17 protein-coding genes are annotated in these 21,207 nt (G+C 65.9%); 7 read left to right on the plus strand and 10 right to left on the minus strand.

Annotation, left to right across the window (positions count from 1 at the left end):
- Positions 1-31: 31 nt before the first annotated feature.
- The 9 genes from ACSFCA_RS07500 to serA form a co-directional block, all read right to left on the minus strand.
- A complete protein-coding gene (locus ACSFCA_RS07500) occupies positions 32-1,480 on the minus strand; it encodes a high affinity choline transporter 1 (protein ID WP_435459361.1) in 1,449 nt (482 codons plus the stop codon).
- A gap of 13 nt (positions 1,481-1,493) precedes the next feature.
- On the minus strand, positions 1,494-3,059 hold the full coding sequence (gene ubiB / locus ACSFCA_RS07505) for a ubiquinone biosynthesis regulatory protein kinase UbiB (RefSeq protein WP_258353250.1): 1,566 nt from the start codon (positions 3,057-3,059) through the stop codon (positions 1,494-1,496).
- The gene (locus ACSFCA_RS07510; protein ID WP_093057475.1) at positions 3,056-3,625 is read right to left on the minus strand and encodes a ubiquinone biosynthesis accessory factor UbiJ; all 570 of its coding nucleotides are present in this window, start codon (positions 3,623-3,625) and stop codon (positions 3,056-3,058) included. The genes ubiB and ACSFCA_RS07510 overlap by 4 nt, the downstream gene beginning before the upstream one ends.
- A 56-nt stretch (positions 3,626-3,681) precedes the next feature.
- On the minus strand, positions 3,682-4,704 hold the full coding sequence (locus ACSFCA_RS07515) for a Tim44 domain-containing protein (protein WP_258353249.1): 1,023 nt from the start codon (positions 4,702-4,704) through the stop codon (positions 3,682-3,684).
- Between the two features lie 41 nt (positions 4,705-4,745).
- Positions 4,746-5,477 carry a bifunctional demethylmenaquinone methyltransferase/2-methoxy-6-polyprenyl-1,4-benzoquinol methylase UbiE gene (gene ubiE, locus ACSFCA_RS07520; protein ID WP_093057473.1) on the minus strand — a complete coding sequence of 244 codons (732 nt, stop codon included), beginning with the start codon at positions 5,475-5,477 and terminating at the stop codon, positions 4,746-4,748.
- 148 nt (positions 5,478-5,625) lie between these two features.
- Positions 5,626-6,039: a gamma-butyrobetaine hydroxylase family protein gene (locus ACSFCA_RS07525; RefSeq protein WP_258353248.1), complete on the minus strand. Its 414-nt coding sequence runs from the start codon at positions 6,037-6,039 to the stop codon at positions 5,626-5,628.
- Positions 6,039-6,479 (minus strand): HIT family protein, encoded by a 441-nt coding sequence (locus tag ACSFCA_RS07530; protein ID WP_435459360.1) that lies wholly within the window; start codon positions 6,477-6,479, stop codon positions 6,039-6,041. The genes ACSFCA_RS07525 and ACSFCA_RS07530 overlap by 1 nt, the downstream gene beginning before the upstream one ends.
- Positions 6,476-10,354: a DUF3683 domain-containing protein gene (locus ACSFCA_RS07535; RefSeq protein ID WP_435459359.1), complete on the minus strand. Its 3,879-nt coding sequence runs from the start codon at positions 10,352-10,354 to the stop codon at positions 6,476-6,478. The genes ACSFCA_RS07530 and ACSFCA_RS07535 overlap by 4 nt, the downstream gene beginning before the upstream one ends.
- Positions 10,355-10,501: 147 nt before the next feature.
- Positions 10,502-11,734 carry a phosphoglycerate dehydrogenase gene (gene serA / locus ACSFCA_RS07540; RefSeq protein ID WP_435459358.1) on the minus strand — a complete coding sequence of 411 codons (1,233 nt, stop codon included), beginning with the start codon at positions 11,732-11,734 and terminating at the stop codon, positions 10,502-10,504.
- 236 nt (positions 11,735-11,970) lie between these two features.
- On the opposite strand from serA, the gene ugpB reads away from it, so the two are divergent.
- The 6 genes from ugpB (at position 11,971) to ACSFCA_RS07570 (ending at position 19,523) form a co-directional block, all read left to right on the plus strand.
- Positions 11,971-13,281 (plus strand): sn-glycerol-3-phosphate ABC transporter substrate-binding protein UgpB, encoded by a 1,311-nt coding sequence (ugpB, locus tag ACSFCA_RS07545; protein ID WP_258353244.1) that lies wholly within the window; start codon positions 11,971-11,973, stop codon positions 13,279-13,281.
- Positions 13,282-13,380: 99 nt separating this feature from the next.
- Positions 13,381-14,262 (plus strand): sn-glycerol-3-phosphate ABC transporter permease UgpA, encoded by an 882-nt coding sequence (ugpA, locus tag ACSFCA_RS07550; protein ID WP_093057468.1) that lies wholly within the window; start codon positions 13,381-13,383, stop codon positions 14,260-14,262.
- A 1-nt stretch (position 14,263) separates the two neighbouring features.
- The gene (gene ugpE / locus ACSFCA_RS07555) at positions 14,264-15,115 is read left to right on the plus strand and encodes a sn-glycerol-3-phosphate ABC transporter permease UgpE (protein WP_093057467.1); all 852 of its coding nucleotides are present in this window, start codon (positions 14,264-14,266) and stop codon (positions 15,113-15,115) included.
- Between the two features lie 140 nt (positions 15,116-15,255).
- The gene (gene ugpC / locus ACSFCA_RS07560; protein WP_435459357.1) at positions 15,256-16,263 is read left to right on the plus strand and encodes a sn-glycerol-3-phosphate ABC transporter ATP-binding protein UgpC; all 1,008 of its coding nucleotides are present in this window, start codon (positions 15,256-15,258) and stop codon (positions 16,261-16,263) included.
- Between the two features lie 3 nt (positions 16,264-16,266).
- A complete protein-coding gene (ugpQ, locus tag ACSFCA_RS07565) occupies positions 16,267-17,013 on the plus strand; it encodes a glycerophosphodiester phosphodiesterase (protein ID WP_435459356.1) in 747 nt (248 codons plus the stop codon).
- 77 nt (positions 17,014-17,090) lie between these two features.
- Positions 17,091-19,523: a DUF3772 domain-containing protein gene (locus tag ACSFCA_RS07570; protein WP_435459355.1), complete on the plus strand. Its 2,433-nt coding sequence runs from the start codon at positions 17,091-17,093 to the stop codon at positions 19,521-19,523.
- 13 nt (positions 19,524-19,536) lie between these two features.
- On the opposite strand, the gene ACSFCA_RS07575 is transcribed toward ACSFCA_RS07570, so the two are convergent.
- Positions 19,537-20,034, minus strand: a complete 498-nt coding sequence (locus tag ACSFCA_RS07575) for an Lrp/AsnC family transcriptional regulator (protein ID WP_258353240.1) — start codon at positions 20,032-20,034, stop codon at positions 19,537-19,539.
- Between the two features lie 237 nt (positions 20,035-20,271).
- On the opposite strand from ACSFCA_RS07575, the gene ACSFCA_RS07580 reads away from it, so the two are divergent.
- The gene (locus ACSFCA_RS07580) at positions 20,272-21,198 is read left to right on the plus strand and encodes an ABC transporter substrate-binding protein (RefSeq protein ID WP_258355241.1); all 927 of its coding nucleotides are present in this window, start codon (positions 20,272-20,274) and stop codon (positions 21,196-21,198) included.
- Positions 21,199-21,207: the final 9 nt, after the last annotated feature.

The following is a 21,207-nucleotide window of genomic DNA, read 5'->3' on the forward strand; positions in this document are numbered from 1 at the left end:
GGGCGCCCAGCCCGACCGCCGAGCCCGGGCTTCAGGCTGGCTCGGTGGCCAGCGGGCGGTGCGGCGTGTGAGTGTTCGCCAACCATTGCGGCAGCAGCGAGCCGGCCACCATGCCCACGAACGAGCAGAGCACGCCCGCCAACTGGGCCGGGAACGCTCTGCCCCAGGGCATCCACAGAAACAGCAGCCACACGCCGATGCCCAGGACGATCGAAGCGACTGCTCCCTGGGTGCTGGCGCGGCGCCAGTACAGGCCGCACACCAGCGGCACGAAGGCCCCCACCAGCGGCACCTGGTAGGCACCCGACACCAGTTCGTAGATCGGCGTGCCCTGCATGCGGATCGCGTAGGCCAGCACGGCGGCACTGAACAGCAGCACCGTGATGCGCATCGTCATGAGGTTCTGGCGGTCGGTGCCGGCCGGGCGGAACTGGCGCCAGATGTTCTCGGTGAAAGTGACGCTGGGCGCCAGCAAGGTGGCCGAGGCGGTCGACTTGATGGCAGACAGCAGCGCACCAAAGAACAGCACCTGCATCACGAACGGCATCTTCTGCAGCACCAGCGTGGGCAGCACCTTCTGCGGATCTTCCTTCAGCAGCGTGGCGGTTTGCTCCGGCATGATCAGCAACGCGCTGGCCACCAGGAACATCGGCACAAAGGCGAACAGGATGTACGCCACGCCACCGATCACCGGGCCGCGCTGGGCCGCCTTCACGCTGTTGGCCGACATCACGCGCTGGAACACGTCCTGCTGCGGAATAGAGCCCAGCATCATCGTGATGGCGGCCGCAAAGAAGAACACCATGTCGTGCCAGCTCGGCTCGGGCCAGAACTTGAAGAGATCCTTGCTCACGGCAAAGGCCACCACCTTGTCGGCGCCGCCGGCCATGTTGCCCGCGAACATCGCGATGACGGCCAGGCCAGCTACCAGGATGATCATCTGCATGAAGTCGGTCACCGCCACCGACCACATGCCGCCGAACAGCGTGTAGGCCAGGATCGAGACCACCCCGATCACCATGCCCACCGGGATGCTGATGGCGTCGCCCGACAGCAGGTTGAACACCAGCCCCAGCGCCGTGACCTGCGCCGACACCCAGCCCAGGTAGCTCAGCATGATGATGAGCGAGCAGGCCACTTCCACCGTGCGGCCGTAGCGCTCGCGGTAGTAGTCGCTGATGGTCAGCAGCGTCATCCGGTAGAGCTTGCCCGCGAAGAACAGGCCCACCAGGATCAGGCAGGTGCCCGCGCCGAACGGGTCTTCGACCACGCCGTTGAGCCCGCCCTCGATGAACTTGGCCGGTATGCCGAGCACCGTTTCGGAGCCGAACCACGTGGCAAAGGTGGTCGTGACGATCATGAAGAGCGGCAGGTGCCGCCCGGCAATGGCGAAGTCGGTGGTGTTCTTCACCCGCTTGGCGGCATAGAGGCCGATTGCGATGGTGACCAGCAGATAGACGATGACCAGCGTCAACAACACGGCGGAGACTCCTCTAGAAAAAGCGCACGCGCATCAGCACTTGCATTACGAGCAACCCCAATACAAAACCTATGCCACTACTGACGATGATTTGCAGCAACCGGTTGGTGCGCTTCTGCTGAGCCAGCAGTTCGAGCAGCTCGCGGCGGTTGTCGGAGGGGCGATTTTCCAGGAAATCGTGCAGCAATCGAGGAAGCTGGGGCAGCAGCTTGGCGTATCGCGGTGCCTCGGCCTTGAGCTGCTGCAGCAGCTTCTTGGGGCCGATCTGGTCGACCATCCACTTCTCGAGGAAGGGCTTGGCCGTGGCCCAGAGGTCGAGTTCGGGGTCGATGTTGCGGCCCAGGCCCTCGATGTTGAGCAGCGTCTTCTGCAGCAGCACCAGCTGCGGCTGGATCTCGACGTGAAAGCGGCGCGACGTCTGGAACAGGCGCATCAGCACCATGCCCAGCGAAATCTCTTTCAGCGGCCGGTCGAAGTACGGCTCGCACACAGTGCGGATGGCGCCCTCCAGCTCGTCGATGCGGGTGCCCACCGGCACCCAGCCGCTTTCGAGATGCAGTTCGGCCACGCGCTTGTAGTCGCGCCGGAAAAAGGCCACGAAGTTCTGCGCGAGGTATTCCTTGTCCGACTCGGTCAGCGTGCCGATGATCCCGAAGTCCAGCGAGATGTAGCGCCCGAAGGTCTCGGGCTCCAGGCTCACCTGGATGTTGCCGGGGTGCATGTCGGCATGGAAGAAGCCGTCGCGGAACACCTGCGTGAAGAAGATCGTGACGCCGTCGCGCGCCAGCTTGGGAATGTCGACGCCGGCCGCGCGCAGGCGGTCCATCTGCGCGATGGGCACGCCCTTCATGCGCTCCATCACGATGACCTCGGGGTGGCAGAAGTCCCAGAACATCTCGGGGATCAGCACCAGGTCGAGCTCGGCCATGTTGCGGCGCAGCTGGGCGGCGTTGGCGGCCTCGCGCACCAGGTCGAGCTCGTCGTGCAGGTACTTGTCGAACTCGCCGACCACCTCGCGCGGCTTCAGGCGCTTGCCGTCGGCCGAGAGGTTCTCGAGCCAGCCGGCCATCATGGCCATCAGCGCCAGGTCTTTCTCGATCACGCCGCGCATGTTGGGGCGCAGCACCTTGACTGCCACTTCGCGTACATCGCCCTGGTTGGTGCGAATGGTCGCGAAGTGCACCTGCGCGATCGACGCGCTGGCGATGGGCGTTTCGTCGAACTGCACGAACACGTCGCCCACCGGGCGGCGGAATGCGCGTTCGATGGTGGCAATGGCCACCGCCGACGGAAACGGCGGCACGCGGTCCTGCAAAAAGGCCAACTCGTCGGCGATGTCGGGCGGCAGCAGGTCGCGCCGGGTCGACAGCACCTGGCCGAACTTCACGAAGATGGGGCCGAGGCGTTCGAGCGCCTCGCGCAGCCGCTGGCCGCGCGGTGCATCGAGGTTGCGCCCGATGGAAACGACACGCGCCACGACGAGCAGCCAGGGCTTCCGGAAGCTAGTGAGCACGAGCTCGTCGAGGCCGTAGCGCAGCGCGACCCAGACGATGAACAGTCCGCGGTAGAAGCGCCTCATTCGGCCGTGCTCGCCGAGCCGGCCGTCGAGCCGCCAGCCTTGGCCGTGCGGTCGCCGACGAACTGGCGCAGCGCGCCCACGACACGCCGCACGCCGTTGCCCAGAGTGTGCGCAGGCACGTCGCCGATCACGCGGGCGAGGTCGTCCTCGACGTCCCAGCGCACGTGGTCGACCAGCCAGTTGACCTCGGCCGCCAGTTGCACGTCGCCGATGATCTGAACGGCGGGCTTGTCGCCGCGCAGCGTGGCACGGGCAATGTCGAAGGGGGAATCGTCGGTGACGGTGAGCGTGAGCTCGGGCACCGAACCAGCGGGGGCCAGATCGAGCAGGCCGGCCGGCGTGGCCACCAGTTCCATGGTCACGAAGCGCCACTGGAAGCGCACCACCCGCCCCTGCTGGCGCAGCAGCCGCTGCTGGGCCTCGGGCTCCTGCTGCAGCACATGGTTCAGGAACAGGACCGCGCGATGCTGGATCTCGTGAACGGCCCAGTCCGGCGGCTGCAGGCGCTCGCCGATGCGGTTGAAGAGGTCGCCGAGAAAAGAAAATGGGGACGATGGTGTGGCCATGTCCCCATTATCCCGTCTGTGTCGCGGCCCTGTGACGGCCGCGTTTCAGGTTTTTCTTACTGCAGTGCTTGCACGCCAGCCACCAGCCAGCCGCTGTTGCCGCTGGTCGGCTTGGTCATGTTCCAAACTTCGCGGAACGGGCCCGGGCCGGCCGAGGCGTCTTCACGGATCATGCCGGAGAACTCCACGCTGGCCATGTAGGCGTCGGGCAGTTCTTCGATGCCAAGCAGCTTGGCGTCGAGCATCACGACTTCGGTCTTGTTCGAGGCACCGCCGGTGTGGCTGGCCCGGTCGGCCAATTGCGCGCGGATCTCGTCGACCATGCCGTCGGTCATCATCGAACGCAGCATCGACACGTCAGCGCGGTCCCATGCGTCCTGCAGCGTCACGAAGTTGCGCTTGGCTGCGCCGAGGAAGCCATCGATGTCGAAGCCCGCGGGAATGCCCCAGGACTGCGAACCGGCGAGTGCCGAGCCGATCATGCTGCCACCGGCCGCAGCGCCCGCTGCCGAGAGGCTGCTGCCATGCGGTGCGTCGTTCGAAGGCGTGGCGTCGAAGGCCGCGGCATTGCGCTCCCACGGACGAGCCGAGGCGTCGTTGCCCACGTTGGCCGGGCTGTACTGCACCGGTGCGCTGGCATTTGCGGGGCTGCCGCCAGCGCCCTGGAACGCGAAGCCGCCCTGGCGATTGCCGGCAGGTTGCGAGCGCGACTTGATCATGCGCCACACCACCACGCCGGCCAGCACGAGCAGGCCGATCAGCAGGATGTTGCCGAAGCCGGCACCAAGACCGAGCGAGCTTGCGAGCCAAGCAAGGCCAAGGCCTGCGGCCAGACCGCCGAGCATCGCGCCCCACGGACGCTTCGGTGCAGCAGCCGCGGGTGCGGGCGTTGCCGGCTTCGCCGCTGCCGCGTTGGTCGCACTCTGCTGCGAAGGCGCGCTGGGCGATGCCGACTCGCGCTGCGTCACGTTGGACGACTGGCGTCCGACCGACTTGCCGCCACCCATGCGGGCAGCCTCGGCCTGGACACTGACCAGTACCAATGCAGCTGCCAAAAACAAAGAACCCAAACTTTTCATGTCGTCTCCTCTTGAGCGAAAGATTCGCTTGATCAACACTTTCAACACTTGATTCCAACATGCAGGGCAGCGATGCCACCCGTCATGTTGTGATAGTCCACATGTCCGAAACCGCCCTCTTTCATGAGGGTCTTGAGTTCCTCTTGCGAGGGGTGCATCCGGATCGATTCAGCGAGGTAGCGATAGCTCGCGTCGTCGCCGGCCACGAGCTTGCCCAGGCGGGGCAGCACGTTGAAGGAGTACCAGTCGTAGGCCTTTGCGAGCGGCTTCGCGACCTTCGAGAACTCGAGCACCAGCAGCTTGCCGCGCGGCTTGATCACGCGGTTCATTTCCTTGAGCGCGATGTCCTTGTGCGTCATGTTGCGCAGGCCGAAGGCCACCGTGACCACGTCGAAGTGGTTGTCCGGAAAAGGCAGCTTCTCGGCGTCACAGACCATGGTGGGCAGCACCACGCCGGCATCGAGCAGGCGGTCGCGGCCTGTGCGCAGCATGGCCTCGTTGATGTCGGTGTGAACCACTTGCCCGCTGGCGCCGACCTTCTTGGCGAAGGCCAGTGCGAGATCGCCGGTGCCGCCCGCGATGTCGAGCACGCGCGAGCCTTCGCCCACGTTCGCAACCATCACGGTGTACGCCTTCCAGGCGCGGTGCAGGCCGGCCGACATCAGGTCGTTCATGACGTCGTAGCGCGAGGCAACCGAATCGAAGACACCGCGAACGCGGCGGGCCTTCTCGCTTTCGTCGACTGTTTCGAAGCCGAAGTGTGTGGTACTCATGCAACCGATGTTAGGCCGGAAGCCTTCACATCAAGCCGACGACCCCGCGCGCACGGCGGGCATTTGTTGCTTTTTTCGTCCCGCCCTTCCTGGGCGTAGGGCTATCTTTTCAATAGCGCGGCGCGGATTTTCAGGCGATTTCGCGAGCTCAATGGCTGCCGCAGGCGTGACCGCTCTTGTCGATCATCGGCGTGTCGCGGTCGACGCCCGCCTCGAGCAGACGGCGTTCGTAGGTGGCCCACAGCTCGGCCTGCTTCTCGCCCAGTTCATAGAGCAGGTCCCACGAGTAGATGCCCGTGTTGTGGCCGTCGCTGAAGGTCGGCTGCACAGCGTAGTTGCCGACCGCTTCGAGGTCGACGAGCTCGACGTCGCGCTTGCCCGTCTGCAGGATTTCCTGGCCCGGGCCGTGGCCTTGCACTTCGGCCGACGGCGAGTAGATGCGCATCAGCTCGAAAGGGATTCGAAAGGTCGCTCCATCGGAGAAGCCCACTTCGAGCACGCGCGACTGGCCGTGCACGGTGATCGATTGCGGCGTCGGTGCGCCCGGTTTCAAGCCTGCCATCAGAAACTCCTGTTGCCCAAGCGCTCGATCATCGCAGCCTCGATGGCGGGCAGGCGCGCGGCGATCTCCGCTTCCTGCGCCGCATTGCGCTCGCGCTGCACCGGTGCCCACACCGAGCCCGGGAAATGACTGTCGTCGGCGAAACGCGCGATCACGTGCCAGTGCAGATGCGCCACCATGTTGCCGAGCGCGGCGAGGTTGATCTTGGCCGGCTTCAGGTGCTCGCGCAGGCATTGCTCGACGACCACTACTGCTTCCATGCACAGCGTGCGGTCCGCGGCATCGAGGTCGGAAAACTCCGCCGCATGGTCACGCCACACCACGCGATAGAAGGCCGGAAAACCCGCCTCTTCCGCATGGATGACGCGCAGCTTCGCGCCCTCGAACACGAGGCGGCCACCCGGCCCTTCGCACAGCACGCAGCCCTGTACCTTCGTCACACCAGCACCCGCTCGATCCCGCCCTGATTGGCTGCGGCCACATAGGTCGGCATCCAGTCGGCGCCGAGGATCTTGTTGGCCATCTCGACCACGATGTAGTCTGCTTCGAGCAGGCCGTTGTTCAGGTCGTTGCCGTAGCGCGAGAGGCCCTGCAGGCAGCTTGGGCAGCTGGTGAGGATCTTCACGTTGTCCTGTGCGCCGACCTTGCCGGAGTCGCGCAGCGCGGCTTCGCCCTTCTTCAGCTCTTCTTCCTTGCGGAAGCGGATCTGCGTCGAGATGTCCGGCCGCGACACGCCCAGCGTGCCCGATTCGCCGCAGCAGCGGTCGTTCTTGAGCACGTTGTCACCGACCAGTGCCTTCACGGTCTTCATCGGGTCCTGCAGCTTCATCGGCGAATGGCAGGGGTCGTGGTACAGGTAGCCGCCACCGCCTGCATCGGCGAGCGTGATGCCCTTTTCGAGCAGGTACTCGTGGATGTCGATGATCCGGCAGCCCGGGAAGATCTTGTCGAACTGATAGCCCTGCAGCTGGTCGTAGCAGGTGCCGCAGCTCACCACCACCGTCTTGATGTCGAGATAGTTGAGCGTGTTGGCCACGCGGTGGAAGAGCACGCGGTTGTCCGTGATCATCTTCTCGGCCTTGTCGAACTGGCCGCTGCCGCGTTGCGGATAGCCGCAGCACAGGTAGCCCGGCGGCAGCACCGTCTGCACGCCCGCATGCCAGAGCATCGCCTGCGTGGCGAGGCCGACCTGCGAGAACAGCCGCTCCGAACCGCACCCCGGAAAGTAGAAGACCGCCTCGGTTTCGGAGGTGGTCGCCTTCGGGTTGCGGATGATCGGCACGTAGTCCGCATCCTCGATGTCGAGCAGCGCACGCGCCGTCTTCTTCGGCAGGTTGCCCGGCATCTTCTTGTTGATGAAGTGGATCACCTGCTCCTTGATCGGCGCGGGGCCCAGCGTGGCAGGAGGCGCCGCCGTCTGCTTCTTCGCGAGGCCGCGCAGCAGGTCGTTGGCCATGCGCTGCGCCTTGAAGCCGATGCCCACCATGCCCGCACGCACCGCCTTGATGGTCTGCGGATTGGTCGCGTTGAGGAAGAACATCGCAGCAGCGTTGCCCGGGCGGAAGCTCTTCTGGCCCATCTTGCGCAGCAGGTTGCGCATGTTCATCGACACGTCACCGAAGTCGATCTTCACCGGGCACGGCGTGAGGCACTTGTGGCACACGGTGCAGTGGTCAGCCACGTCCTCGAACTCTTCCCAGTGCTTGATGCTGATGCCGCGCCGCGTCTGCTCTTCGTAGAGGAAGGCCTCCACCAGCAGCGAAGTCGCGAGGATCTTGTTGCGCGGGCTGTAGAGCAGGTTGGCGCGCGGCACGTGCGTGGCGCATACCGGCTTGCACTTGCCGCAGCGCAGGCAATCCTTCACGCTGTCGGCAATGGCGCCGATGTCGCTCTGCTGCATGATCAGCGACTCGTGCCCCATCAGGCCGAAGCTCGGCGTATAGGCGTTGGTCAGGTCGGCGTGCAGCATCTGCGCCTCGCCGGCAGGCGCACGCAGCAGCTTGCCCTTGTTGAAGCGGCCTTCGGGGTCGACCCTGGCCTTGTATTCGGTGAAGGGGCGCAGCTCTTCGTCGCTGAGGAATTCGAGCTTGGTGATGCCGATGCCGTGCTCGCCCGAGATCACGCCGTCGAGGCTGCGCGCCAGCGCCATGATGCGCACCACCGCGGCATGCGCGGTCTGCAGCATGTCGTAGTTGTCGCTGTTGACGGGGATGTTGGTGTGCACATTGCCGTCGCCCGCGTGCATGTGCAGCGCGACCCACACTCGGCCCTTGAGCACGCGTTTGTGGATGGCCGTGCACTCCGCCAGGATCGGCGCGAACTCGGCGCCCGAGAAAATCTCCTGCAGCGGCTGGCGCAGCTGCGTCTTCCAGCTCGCGCGAAGGCTGTGGTCCTGCAGTTGCGGGAACAGCGCGTCGACGTTCTGCAGCCAGCCGGCCCAGAGCGTGCGCACTTCCTGCACCAGCGCCACGGCCTGCGCCACGCGGTCTTCCAGCAGCTCGGCCGCCGGAATCTCGTGCGCATCGTCGGTCTTGCCCAGCGGCAGGTTGCCGCGCATGAGAAAGGCTTCGAGCTCGTCGGTGAGCGCGAGCTTGTTCTGCAGCGAGAGCTCGATGTTGATGCGCTCGATGCCGTCGCTGTACTCGGCCATGCGCGGCAGCGGGATCACCACGTCTTCGTTGATCTTGAAGGCGTTGGTGTGCTTGCTGATGGCGGCCGTGCGCTTGCGGTCGAGCCAGAATTTCTTGCGCGCCTCGGGGCTGATGGCGATGAAGCCTTCGCCGCTGCGCGAGTTGGCGATGCGCACCACTTCAGAGGTAACGCGGGCCACCGCGTCGGCGTCGTCACCGGCGATGTCGCCGAACAGCACCATCTTCGGCAGGCCGCCGTGCTTCTTCGACTTGGTGGCGTAGCCCACCGCCTTGAGGTAGCGGTCGTCCAGGTGTTCGAGACCGGCCAGCAGCACGCCCGAGCGCTTCTGCTCGGCGAACATGAAGTCCTTGATCTCGACGATGCTGGGCACCGCATCCTTGGCGTTGCCGAAGAATTCGAGGCACACGGTGCGCGTGTGCGCCGGCATGCGGTGCACGACCCAGCGGCAACTGGTGATGAGGCCGTCGCAGCCTTCCTTCTGGATGCCCGGCAGGCCCGAGAGGAACTTGTCGGTCACGTCCTTGCCCAGGCCTTCCTTGCGGAAGGTGCGGCCCGGAATGTCGAGACGTTCGGTGCGCAGCTTGGTCTTGCCGTCGGCTGCGTAGTACTGCAACTCGAACACGGCGTTTTCGGCGTCGTGGATCTTGCCGAGGTTGTGGCCGATGCGCGTGACTTCGAGCCACTCGGCTTGCGGCGTGACCATGCGCCACGAGGCGAGGTTGTCAAGCGCCGTGCCCCACAGCACGGCCTTCTTGCCGCCTGCGTTCATGGCGACGTTGCCGCCGACGCACGAAGCCTCGGCGGAGGTCGGGTCGACCGCGAAGACGAAGCCCGCGCGCTCGGCCGTATCGGCCACGCGCTGCGTAACCACGCCGGCTTCAGTCCAGATGGTGGGCACCGGATCGGCCAGGCCGGGCAGCGAGATGTGCTCGACCTCGGTCATCGCCTCGAGCTTCTCGGTGTTGATGACGACGCTGTTCCAGGTCAGCGGGATCGCGCCGCCGGTGTAGCCGGTGCCGCCTCCGCGCGGGATGATGGTCAGGCCCAGCTCGATGCAGCCCTTCACCAGCAGCGCCATCTCGGCCTCGGTGTCGGGGCATAGCACGACGAAGGGGTACTCCACGCGCCAGTCGGTGGCGTCGGTGACGTGCGACACGCGCGAAAGGCCGTCGAACTTGATGTTGTCCTTGGCCGTGAGCCGGCCCAGCACGCGCGTGGCCTTGCGGCGCAGGGCGGCGACGTCGCGGAACTTGGTGTCGAAGGCGGCTACCGCGTCGCCCACGAGGCCGGTGAGTTCGCCCACGAGCTGGTCGCGCGGCAGGTCGCTGTCGGGTGTGCGGCGCTTTTGCACCTCGGTCAGGCGGTGCCTGAGGGCATCGACCAGCTGGCCACGGCGGCGCGGATTGTCGAGCAGGTCGTCGACGAGGTACGGATTGCGCTGCACCACCCAGATGTCGCCGAGCACTTCATAGAGCATGCGGGCCGATCGGCCGGTGCGGCGCTCGGCGCGCAAGGTCTGGAGCAGTTCCCAGCCGCGTTCGCCCAGCAGGCGAATCACGATCTCGCGATCGGAGAAGCTGGTGTAGTTGTACGGGATCTCGCGCAGTCGGACAGGCTCTGCGGCCTGTGCCAACAGCGTGTTCAACGCAGTCGGAGCATTCATCGGGTGGGGCGCCTCGGCCGGGCGCTGCGCGCCCATAGCCGGGCTGGGGATTTTAGGGCAGCGCCTGGGGACTTGCCTCGTGACGGTTGCTACGGCCTTGTGCTAAGCATGGCTCCCGGAGGGCTGCCCGCCCCTTCCCAAGGAAACTCAGAACAACACGCGGCTGCGAATCGTCCCGCCCACCTTCGCCAGCTTCTCCAGCGCCAGGTCCGAGGAAGCCGCGTCGATATCCATCACCACGTAGCCGATCTTCTCGTTCGTCTGCAGGAACTGCGAGGAGATGTTGATCTGGTTGTCCGAAAAGATCTTGTTGATCTCGGACAGCACCCCAGGCACGTTCCGGTGGATGTGCAGCAGCCGGTGCTTGCCCGGGTGCGCAGGCAGCGCCACCTCGGGAAAGTTGACGGAAGACGTCGAAGTGCCGTTGTCGCTGTACTTGACCAGCTTTTCAGCCACTTCCAGCCCGATGTTGGCCTGCGCCTCCATGGTCGAGCCGCCGATGTGCGGCGTCAGGATCACGTTGTCGAGGCCCCGCAGCGGCGACTGGAACTCGTCCTTGTTGCTGCGCGGCTCCACCGGGAACACGTCGATGGCGGCGCCCAGCAGCTTCTTTGCCTTCAGGGCCTCGGCCAGCGAGTCGATCTCGACCACCGTGCCGCGCGAGGCGTTGATCAGGATGGCACCGGGCTTCATGGCTGCGATCTCGGCCGCACCGATCATCCATTGCGTGGCCTGCGTCTCGGGCACGTGCAGCGTCACGATGTCGCTCTGGGCCAGCAGCTGGGGCAGCTCGCGCACCTGGCGCGCATTGCCCAGCGGCAGCTTGGTGACCACGTCGAAGAAGGCCACGTGCATGCCCAGCGCCTCGGCCAGCACCGACAGTTGCGCGCCGATGGAGCCGTAGCCCACGATGCCCAGCGTCTTGCCGCGGATTTCAAACGCGTTGTCGGCCGACTTGAGCCAGCCGCCGCGATGCGCCACCGCACTCTTCTCGGGCACACCGCGCAGCAGCAGGATGGCTTCGGCCAGCACCAGTTCGGCCACCGAGCGGGTGTTGGAATACGGGGCATTGAACACCGCCACGCCGTGCTCGCGGGCAGCTTCCAGGTCGACCTGGTTCGTGCCGATGCAGAAGCACCCTGCGGCCACCAGCTTGTGGGCGGCGGCGAACACCTCGGCCGTCAGTTGGGTGCGCGAGCGGATTCCCAGGAAGTGCACGTCGGCGATCTTCGCCTTGAGTTCGGCGTCGGGCAGCGCGCCGGGCAGCGACTCGATATTGGTGTAGCCGGCGGCGCGCAGCACCTCCACGGCCGAGGGGTGAATGCCTTCGAGCAAGAGGAACTTGATCCTGCTTTTATCGAGGGAGGTTTTGCTGCTCATGGCGGTCTCTTGGAAGCCCCGGCCGTGGCGACAGGCTAGGCCAAAAAAGGGAGGGCGATGCTAGCATGGTGCGGCGCAGCATGCAGGGCCGCAGCCCGCGCCGGGCCTGACGCAAACAGGGCCAAAGGGGTTTCCCCGATTGGAAGAAACCCGCGCTCCATGCGCCAATGTGACGCGGCCGTGTCATGCACATGCCCTAGCATCCGCGCTTTCCATTTTTCCCTTCAGGAGTCTTCATGCGATTCAAGACGCTTGCGCTGGCATCGGCGTTGGCTGCCACGCTGTTCAACGTGGCACAGGCCCAGACCGAGATCCAGTGGTGGCATTCCATGACCGCCGTCAACAACGAGTGGGTCAACGATCTGGCCAAGCAGTTCAACGAGAGCCAGAAGGAATACAAGATCGTCCCGACCTTCAAGGGCACGTACGACGAATCGATGACGGCTTCCATCGCGGCCTTCCGCGCCGGCAATGCGCCGCACATCCTGCAGGTGTTCGAAGTGGGCACCGCCACCATGATGGCCAGCAAGGGCGCCATCGTGCCGGTCGGCCAGGTCATGAAGGACGCGGGCGAGAAGTTCGACCCAGCCGCCTACATTCCCGCCGTGGCCGGCTACTACACCGCCCCCAATGGCCAGATGCTGAGCTTCCCGTTCAACAGCTCGACCACCATCTTCTATTTCAACAAGGATGCCTTCAAGGCTGCCGGCCTGCCCACCGACAAGGCACCGTCGACCTGGCCTGAAGTGGTTGCGGCGGCCGCCAAGCTCAAGGCCAGCGGCCACAAGTGCCCGTTCACCACGGCCTGGCAGAACTGGACGCAGGTGGAGAGCTTCTCGGCCTGGCACAACGTGGAGTTCGCCAGCAAGGCCAACGGCCTGCAGGGCCTGGACGCGCGCCTGAAGGTGAACTCGCCGCTGCACCAGCGCCACATCGAGAACCTGGCCAGCATGGCCAAGCAGGGCCTGTTCATCTACAAGGGCCGCGGCAACGTGCCCGAGGCCTCGTTCGTGTCGGGCGAGTGCGCCATGATCAACACCTCTTCGGGCTTCTACGGCAACGTGGCAAAGAACGCCAAGTTCGCCTACGGCCTGGCGCCCCTGCCCTACTACCCGGACGTGCCGGGCGCACCACAGAACACCGTGATCGGCGGCGCCAGCCTGTGGGTCATGTCGGGCAAAAAGCCGGCCGAATACAAGGGCGTGGCCAAGTTCTTCAGCTTCATCTCGACGCCTGAAGTGCAGTCCGCCAGCCACAAGCGCACGGGCTACCTGCCCGTGACCACCGCTTCGTACAAGCTCACCGAAGAGTCGGGCTTCTACAAGCAGAACCCTGGCACCGACGTGGCCGTGACGCAGATGATCCGCAAGGTCACCGACAAGAGCCGCGGCATCCGCCTGGGCAACTACGTGCAGATCCGTGCCATCGAAGACGAAGAGCTCGAACAGGTCTGGAACGGCAAGAAGACGGCCAAGGAAGCCCTCGACGCCATCGTGACGCGGGGCAACGAGCAGCTGGAACGCTTCCAGAAGGCAAACAAGAGCTGACGATTGACGACCGGACCCCTCGTGTCCGGCTAATATCGCCCGCCCCCGCTCACTCTTCTACAAGAGTGGGCGCGGCGGGATTTTTTATGTAGAGGGTTCATGGAAAAACGCGTCTTCTTTCGCTCGGGCTGGCTGCCCTGGCTGCTGCTGGCACCCCAGATGGCGGTGATCCTCGTGTTTTTCTTCTGGCCGGCGGGGCAGGCCATCCTGCAATCGCTGCAGCAGCAGGATGCGTTCGGCACATCGGTCGAGTTCGTCGGGCTGCAGAACTTCAAGGAGCTGTTCCACGACCCGGCCTACGCCGAGTCGTTCAAGACCACCGCCGTTTTCTCGGTGCTGGTGGCCGGCATCGGCATCAGCCTGTCGCTGGCGCTCGCCGTGTTCGCCGACCGCATCGTGCGCGGCGGCATGTTCTACAAGACCATGCTGATCCTGCCGTACGCGGTGGCCCCCGCCGTGGCAGCGGTGCTGTGGGTCTTCATGTTCTCGCCGTCGCTGGGCGTGGTGGCCTACGCGCTCGGCAAGATCGGCATCGACTGGAACCACCTGCTCAATTCGCGGCACGCAATGACGCTGATCGTGATGGCGGCGGTGTGGAAGCAGATCTCCTACAACTTCCTGTTCTTCCTGGCCGGCCTGCAGTCCATTCCGAAATCGCTGATCGAGGCCGCCGCCATCGACGGCGCTCGCCCGTGGCGCCGGTTCTGGACCGTGCAGTTCCCGCTGCTGTCGCCCACCACGTTCTTCCTGCTGGTGATGAACGTGGTCTACGCCTTCTTCGACACCTTCGCCATCGTCCACGCCGCCACCGAGGGCGGCCCCGGCAAGGACACCGAAATCCTCGTCTACAAGGTCTATCACGACGGCTTCAAGGCACTGGACCTTGGCGGCTCCGCCGCGCAGTCGGTGGTGCTGATGGTGATCGTCATCGCGCTCACCATCGTGCAGTTCCGCTACGTCGAAAAGAAGGTGCAGTACTGACATGGTTGAAAAACGAAGCACCCAGGGCATCCTGGCCCACGTGGTGATGATCCTCGGGGTCATCATCGTCGCCTTCCCCATCTACCTTGCGTTCGTGGCGTCCACCCACACCGCGCAAGAAATCGTGCAGAGGCCCATGCCGCTGCTTCCAGGCAGCCACATGCTGGACAGCTACAAGGCCGCGCTCTTCGGCCGCGCCACCAGTGCCGGATCGAACGCGCCGGTCGCGCACATGATGTGGGTGAGCCTGGTGACGGCCATGGTCATTGCCATCGGCAAGATCTCGATCTCGCTGCTGTCGGCCTTCGCCATCGTCTACTTCCGCTTTCCGTTCAAGAAGATCTGCTTCTGGGCCATCTTCGTGACGCTGATGCTGCCCGTGGAAGTGCGCATCCTGCCCACCTACAAGGTGCTGTCGGACCTGAGCCTGCTGAATTCGTACGCCGGCCTCACGGTGCCGCTGATCGCGTCGGCCACGGCCACTTTCCTGTTCCGCCAGTTCTTCCTGACCGTGCCCGAGGAGCTCACCGAGGCCTCGCGCATGGATGGCGCCGGTCCGATGCGCTTCTTCTTCGACGTGCTGCTGCCGCTGTCGAAGACCTCGATTGCCGCGCTGTTCGTGATCCAGTTCATCTACGGCTGGAACCAGTACCTCTGGCCGCTGCTGGCGGTCACCAATGAGGACATGTACCCCATCGTCGTGGGCATCAAGCGGCTGATTGCCGGCGGCGACGGCCAGAACGAATGGAATGTCGTGATGGCCACCGCCATCCTCGCCATGCTGCCGCCCGCACTGGTGGTGGTGCTGATGCAAAAGTGGTTCGTCAAGGGCCTTGTTGATACAGAGAAATAGGCTCGCCCCCAGGCTGCGCGCACTTCGTGTCGCTTCGCCAACCCCCTACCGGGGGCACCACCAGCGGCCCGGCAAAACCGGTTCCGCGGTGGTTCTGGAAATAACAGTGCCTCGCGATAGAGGCCGCAATCGAGAAGAACATGGCTGCACTTTCCCTTCGCAACGTCATCAAGCGCTACGGCCACGGGCCGAAAGCCAACCAGGTCATCCACGGCGTGAGCGCCGAAATCGCCGACCGCGAATTCATCGTCATCGTCGGGCCCTCGGGCTGCGGCAAGTCCACGCTGCTGCGCATGGTGGCCGGCCTGGAGGAAGTCTCGGCCGGAGAGATCGCCATCGGCAGCAGGGTGGTGAACGAGCTCGAACCCTCCGAGCGCGACATCGCCATGGTGTTCCAGAACTACGCGCTGTACCCGCACATGAGCGTGTTCGCGAACATGGCCTATGGCCTGAAGATCGCCAAGGTGCCGGTCGACGAGATCAAGGTGCGCGTCGACAAGGCCGCGAAGATCCTCGAACTCGGCCACCTGCTGGAGCGCAAGCCGCGCGAGCTCTCCGGCGGCCAGCGCCAGCGCGTGGCCATGGGCCGCGCCATCGTGCGCCAGCCGCAGGTGTTCCTGTTCGACGAGCCGCTGTCGAACCTCGACGCCAAGCTGCGCGCGCAGACGCGCCTCGAAATCCAGAAGCTGCACCGCGAGCTCGGCATCACCTCGCTGTTCGTCACGCACGATCAGGTCGAGGCGATGACGCTGGCGCAACGCATCATCGTGATGAACGGCGGCGTGATGGACCAGTTCGCCACGCCCGAAGAGGTGTACAACCGCCCCGCCACCACCTTCGTGGCCAGCTTCATCGGCTCGCCGCCGATGAACCTGCTGCGGCACGCGCCGGGCGTGCGCCCGGGCCAGATCCTGGGCATTCGCCCCGAGCACATGAAGCTCGACGAAAGCGGCTGGACGGTGCAGGTCGAGCAGGTCGAACTGCTGGGCGCCGAGCGTCTCGTGTACGGCCACATCGGTGAAGAGCAGATCATCATGCGCACCGACGCAGGCGACCATCCGCCGGTCGCGGGCGACACGGTGAAGATTGCGGCGCGCGAAGACAAGCTGCACTGGTTCGACGCCGGTTCGGGCAAGCGCGCAGACTGAACGATGGCCTTGTCGACACCCTGGCCGTATCCCCGCTGGGTCGCGCATCGCGGCGCCGGCAAGCTGGCACCCGAAAACACGCTTGCGGCCTTCAAGCTCGGCGCTGCCCATGGCTACCGCATGTTCGAGTGCGACGCCAAGCTCAGCGCCGACGGCGTGGTCTTCCTCATGCACGACGCCACGCTCGGCCGCACCACCAGCGGCCACGGCATCGGCGGCGCGCAGCCCTGGAGAGAGCTGGCGCAGCTCGACGCGGGCGGCTGGCATTCGCGCGCCTACGCGGGCGAGCCGCTGCCCACGCTGGAGAACATCGCGCGCTTCTGCCTGGCCAACGGGCACCTGCTCAACATAGAGATCAAGCCGACGCCCGGCGTCGAGCGCGAAACCGGTGAAGTGGTCGCGCGCGAAGCAGCCCGCCTGTGGCAGGGCGCGGCCGTGCCGCCGCTGCTCACGTCCTTCCAGGTCGAATCGCTGAAAGGCGCGCAGGCGGTGCAGCCCGAGTTGCCGCGCGGCCTGCTGCTCGATACGCTGTGGAACGGCTGGCTCGAAGCCGCGCAGCAGCTGGGCTGCGTGGCCATCGTCTGCAACCACGCGCTGTGGGACGCGGCGGTGGTGGCGCAAGTGCACGGCGCAGGCCTGCGCGCACTGAGCTACACGGTGAACGACGAGTGGGCTGCGCAGCGGCTGATCGACCTGGGCACCGACGGCATCATCACCGACAGGGTGGACCTGTTCAGTCCCGTCGGCTGAAGCTGCGCGGCTGAGGCCGCACCTACGCACTTACTTCTTACCGGCCCTTACGAAATGGCGGCTTCTATGATGCGGCCATGAGTTGGACCCTACGCTTCGCGAGCTTCTGCTTCGCAGCCCTGTGCATGTGCGGCGTCGCCTCGGCGCAGCCAGACCTCGGCGGCAACGCCAACAGTGCTGCCGCGGCTGCAGCAGCCCCCGCCCCCACAGTGGCCGAACTGCGCGAGCAGTTCACCAAGCTCAGCACCGCCGCCGAGACCGACGAGGACGCGCGCAAGCTGCTCGCGCAGATCAACGACATCGGCACCCAGGCCGACAAGTTCGTCACCGCGCGCACCGGCGAGCTTGCCGACCTGAACGCCCGGCTCGGCGAGCTCGGCAACCCGCCCGCCGCGGGCGCCACCGAAGACCCCGACATCACCCGCCAGCGCGCGCGCCTGACCAAGGAGCGCAACGCACTCGACGCCGACATCCGCCTTGCGCGCCTGCTGTCGGTCGACGTACGGCAGCGCGGCACCGAACTGGTCACGCAGCGCCGGGCGCTGTTCGAGGCGCAGCTCACCGAGCGCGCGGCCTCGCCGCTGACCGCCGAGTTCTGGAACGACCTGCGCGAGGCCTGGCCCGACGACAAGGCACGGCTGAAGGCGATGGTGTCCTCGGTGAACGATGGCCTGGTGGCCGCGACGCAACCCGAAACGCGCCTGCAGGTGATCGCGGCCCTGGTCGGGGCGCTGCTGCTCGCGGTGTTCGGCAACTGGGCGGCCGAAGTCCTGCTCACCCGGCTGGCTGCGCGCGTCCTGCCGGCGGGGCGGCTGCGGCGCTCGGTGCTGGTGATCGGCATCGTCGCGAGCCATGTGCTGCTCGTGGCCGTGGCCGCGCACGGCTTCGTCGAGGTGCTGAAACAATTCGCCACCTGGGAGCCGCAGGCGCGCAAGGTGCTCAATTCGACGGCGCAGGCGCTGGTGTTCATGGCCTTCGTGATCGGGCTGGGCCGCGGGCTGCTGGCCACGCGCCGGCCCTCGTGGCGCCTGCCACCGATTCCCGACGCCATGGCCACGCGGCTCGCCGCCCTGCCCTGGCTGGTGGCGCTGGTGGCCGCGCTGGCATGGACTCCGGCGGAGGTCAACGCGCTGATCGACGCGAGCTTCGCCGCCGTGGTGGCCACGCACGTGCTCACGGCGCTGGTGCTGACGGCGCTGGTCGCCACGGTGCTCTATGTCGTGAAGCCGCTGCGCGCCGATGCAGCCGAGGCCGGCCTGCCCGAACGGCCGATGTGGGTCGGCCTGCTGGTAGCGCTGATCGGCGCGCTGATGATCGCGATCTGGGTGCTGGTGGCCGTCGGCTACGTGGCGCTGGCGAGCTTCCTGGCCTCGCAGCTCACCTGGAGCGGCATCGTGGCTGCCGCCTTCTACGTGCTGTTCAAGTTCGCGGACGACGTGTTCATGGCCACGGTGTCGTCGCGTGCCGCCTTCGGCCAGCGACTGCAAAAGAGCTTCAACCTCGCGCCGCAGACGCTGGACCAGGTCGCCACGGTGCTGTCGGCACTGAGCCGGGTGGCGCTGTTCTTCTACATGTTGATAGCGCTGGCCGCGCCACTGGGCACGGGGCCGGGCGAGGTGTTCCAGCGCAGCGGCAAGTTCGGCACCGGCGTGAAGGTGGGCGAGTTCCAGCTGGTGCCGGGCGCGATCCTGAGCGCGATCGCGGTGGCGGTGGTGGGCTTCGTCGTGCTGCGGATCTTCAAGCGCTGGCTCGAACGAGCCTACCTGCCGAACACGAAGTTCGAGCCGGGCATGCAGAGCTCCATCACCACGCTGCTGGGCTACGTGGGCGGCATCCTGGTGGTGGCGTTCGCGCTTTCCGCACTGGGCATCGGCATCGAGCGCATCGCGTGGGTGGCGAGCGCGCTGTCGGTGGGTATCGGCTTCGGCCTGCAGGCGATCGTGCAGAACTTCATCTCGGGGCTGATCCTGCTGGCCGAGCAGCCGGTGAAGGTGGGCGACTGGGTGGTGCTGGGCACGGCGGAGGGCGACGTGCGGCGCATCAACGTGCGCGCCACCGAAATCCAGCTGGGCGACCGCTCGACGCTGATCGTGCCGAACTCGGAGTTCATCACCAAGACCGTGCGCAACATGACGCTGGCCAACGCCGAGGGCCGCGTGCTGATCCGCCTGCCGATGCCGCTGACCACCGACGCGCAGCGCGTGCGCGATCTGATCCTCGCGGCCTGCAAGGCGCACGAAGGCGTGCTGGAAACCCCGGCGCCGTCGCTCACGCTCGAGGGCATCGAGAACGGGCTGCTGATTTTCCAGGCGATCGCCTATGTGGCGAGCCCCCGGCTCGCGGGCGGCGTGCGCAGCGACCTGCTGTTCGTGATCCTCGACGAGCTGAAGAAGGCTTCACTACCACTGGCCGTGCCGACGATGGTGATGACGGCTACCGCGCCGGAGGCGCTCGCGACGCCCTCCGTACCTTCGTCGCCCGCCTCGCCGATTCCGGGCATGCCGAGCTGAGGCTCTTCAGCAGTCACTCCAGCGGCAGCGCCGTGGTGAACTTGATCTCGTTGAGGCACACGCTCGAACGCACCGCCGACACGCCGGGCATGTGCATCAGCGTGTGCATCAGGAACTGCGAGAGCGCCTCCAGGTCTTGCGCGACGACTTTGAGCACGTAGTCGAAGTCGCCTGTCACCGAATAGCACTCCAGGATCTGCTTCAGGTCGGCGATCAGGTCCTGGAACTTGGGCAGTTCGTCGACATGGCCGCGCGCCATGGTCACGTGGATGAAGGCGATCACGCCCAGCCCGATGTGGCGCGCGTTCAGGCGCGCCGCGTAGCCGTTGATGAGCCCCAGTTCTTCCAGCCGCCGGTGGCGCCGCAGGCATTGCGCCGGCGAGAGATTGGCCACCTCGGCCAGTTCGAGATTGGATGCACGGCCATGCACCTGCAGGTGCTCAAGAATCTTCCGGTCGATCCGGTCCAGTGCGATGTCATGCAATTTCTTCTCCCAATGCACCAAATTCATGCAATTTTATGGCGCAAAGCGGGGTAAGCCCGAGCCGTTCATGCACCTTAATTGTGCAAAGTACGATCTAGACTCCGAGGCGCCCGGGACGCATGCCGCGATCCAGGGCCGCTGAAATCCCCGCCACCGGCGCCCGCCGGCGGCTTCAGACGCATCCACATCCCCCACCCGGAGACCCTTCCCGTGAAAAACGCTTTGCTTCGCACACCCTTCAGCGCAGTGGCCCTGGCCCTCGGCATGCTGGCCGCCGCGCCTTCGTTCGCGGCCGACACCAAGTCGGTGGCCGTGACCGCCATCGTCGAGCACCCGGCGCTGGACGCCGTGCGCGACGGCGTGAAGGCCGAGCTAAAGGCGGCCGGCTACGAAGAAGGCAAGAACCTCAAGTTCAGCTACCAGAGCGCGCAGGGCAACGTAGGCACCGCCGCCCAGATCGCCCGCAAGTACGTGGGCGATGCGCCCGACGCGATCGTCGCCATTGCCACGCCATCGGCGCAGGCCGTGGTGGCCGCCACCAAGACGATTCCGGTGGTGTATTCGGCAATCACCGACCCGGTGGCCGCCAAGCTGGTGAAGAACTGGGAGCCCTCGGGCACCAACGTGACGGGCGTGTCGGACCTGTCGCCGCTCGAAAAGCACGTCGGCCTCATCAAGCAGGTGGTGCCGAACGCCAAGCGCATCGGCGTGATCTACAGCCCCGGCGAAGCCAACTCGGTGGCCATCGTCGCCTCGCTGAAGAAGGCCGCAGCCGACGCCGGCATGACCGTGGTCGAAGCCGCCGCCGCCCGCACGGTGGACGTGCCGACCGCCGCCCAGAGCCTGGTCGGCAAGGCCGACGTGATCTACACGCCCACCGACAACAACGTGGTCTCGGCCTTCGAAGGCATCGTGAAGGTGGCGCAGCAGGCCAAGCTGCCGGTGGTGGCGGCCGACACGGCCACCGTGGAGCGCGGCGCCGTTGCGGCACTGGGCCTGAACTACAGCGACATCGGCCGCCAGACCGGCAAGATCGTGGTGCGCATCCTCAAGGGTGAAAAGCCCGGCACCATCGCCTCGCAGACCAGCACCAACTTCGAGCTGGTGGTGAACCCCGGCGCGGCCAAGCTGCAGGGTGTGACGCTGTCCGAATCGCTGCTGAAGACCGCCAAGGTCGTGAGCACGAAGTAAGCACGCGAG

The sequence above is a fragment of the Variovorax multivorans genome, from assembly GCF_051216835.1.
Lineage (GTDB): Bacteria > Pseudomonadota > Gammaproteobacteria > Burkholderiales > Burkholderiaceae_C > Variovorax.

Coding starts and splice junctions, on each gene's coding strand:
- ugpC (WP_435459357.1), top strand. CDS start 15,256: ATGGCTGCACTTTCCCTTCGCAACGTCATCAAGCGCTACGGCCACGGG.
- ACSFCA_RS07525 (WP_258353248.1), bottom strand. CDS start 6,039: ATGGCAGGCTTGAAACCGGGCGCACCGACGCCGCAATCGATCACCGTG.
- ACSFCA_RS07510 (WP_093057475.1), bottom strand. CDS start 3,625: ATGGCCACACCATCGTCCCCATTTTCTTTTCTCGGCGACCTCTTCAAC.
- ACSFCA_RS07535 (WP_435459359.1), bottom strand. CDS start 10,354: ATGAATGCTCCGACTGCGTTGAACACGCTGTTGGCACAGGCCGCAGAG.
- ACSFCA_RS07515 (WP_258353249.1), bottom strand. CDS start 4,704: ATGAAAAGTTTGGGTTCTTTGTTTTTGGCAGCTGCATTGGTACTGGTC.
- ugpA (WP_093057468.1), top strand. CDS start 13,381: ATGGAAAAACGCGTCTTCTTTCGCTCGGGCTGGCTGCCCTGGCTGCTG.
- ACSFCA_RS07570 (WP_435459355.1), top strand. CDS start 17,091: ATGAGTTGGACCCTACGCTTCGCGAGCTTCTGCTTCGCAGCCCTGTGC.
- ACSFCA_RS07580 (WP_258355241.1), top strand. CDS start 20,272: ATGCTGGCCGCCGCGCCTTCGTTCGCGGCCGACACCAAGTCGGTGGCC.
- ACSFCA_RS07575 (WP_258353240.1), bottom strand. CDS start 20,034: ATGAATTTGGTGCATTGGGAGAAGAAATTGCATGACATCGCACTGGAC.
- ugpB (WP_258353244.1), top strand. CDS start 11,971: ATGCGATTCAAGACGCTTGCGCTGGCATCGGCGTTGGCTGCCACGCTG.
- ugpQ (WP_435459356.1), top strand. CDS start 16,267: ATGGCCTTGTCGACACCCTGGCCGTATCCCCGCTGGGTCGCGCATCGC.
- ugpE (WP_093057467.1), top strand. CDS start 14,264: ATGGTTGAAAAACGAAGCACCCAGGGCATCCTGGCCCACGTGGTGATG.
- ubiE (WP_093057473.1), bottom strand. CDS start 5,477: ATGAGTACCACACACTTCGGCTTCGAAACAGTCGACGAAAGCGAGAAG.
- ubiB (WP_258353250.1), bottom strand. CDS start 3,059: ATGAGGCGCTTCTACCGCGGACTGTTCATCGTCTGGGTCGCGCTGCGC.
- serA (WP_435459358.1), bottom strand. CDS start 11,734: ATGAGCAGCAAAACCTCCCTCGATAAAAGCAGGATCAAGTTCCTCTTG.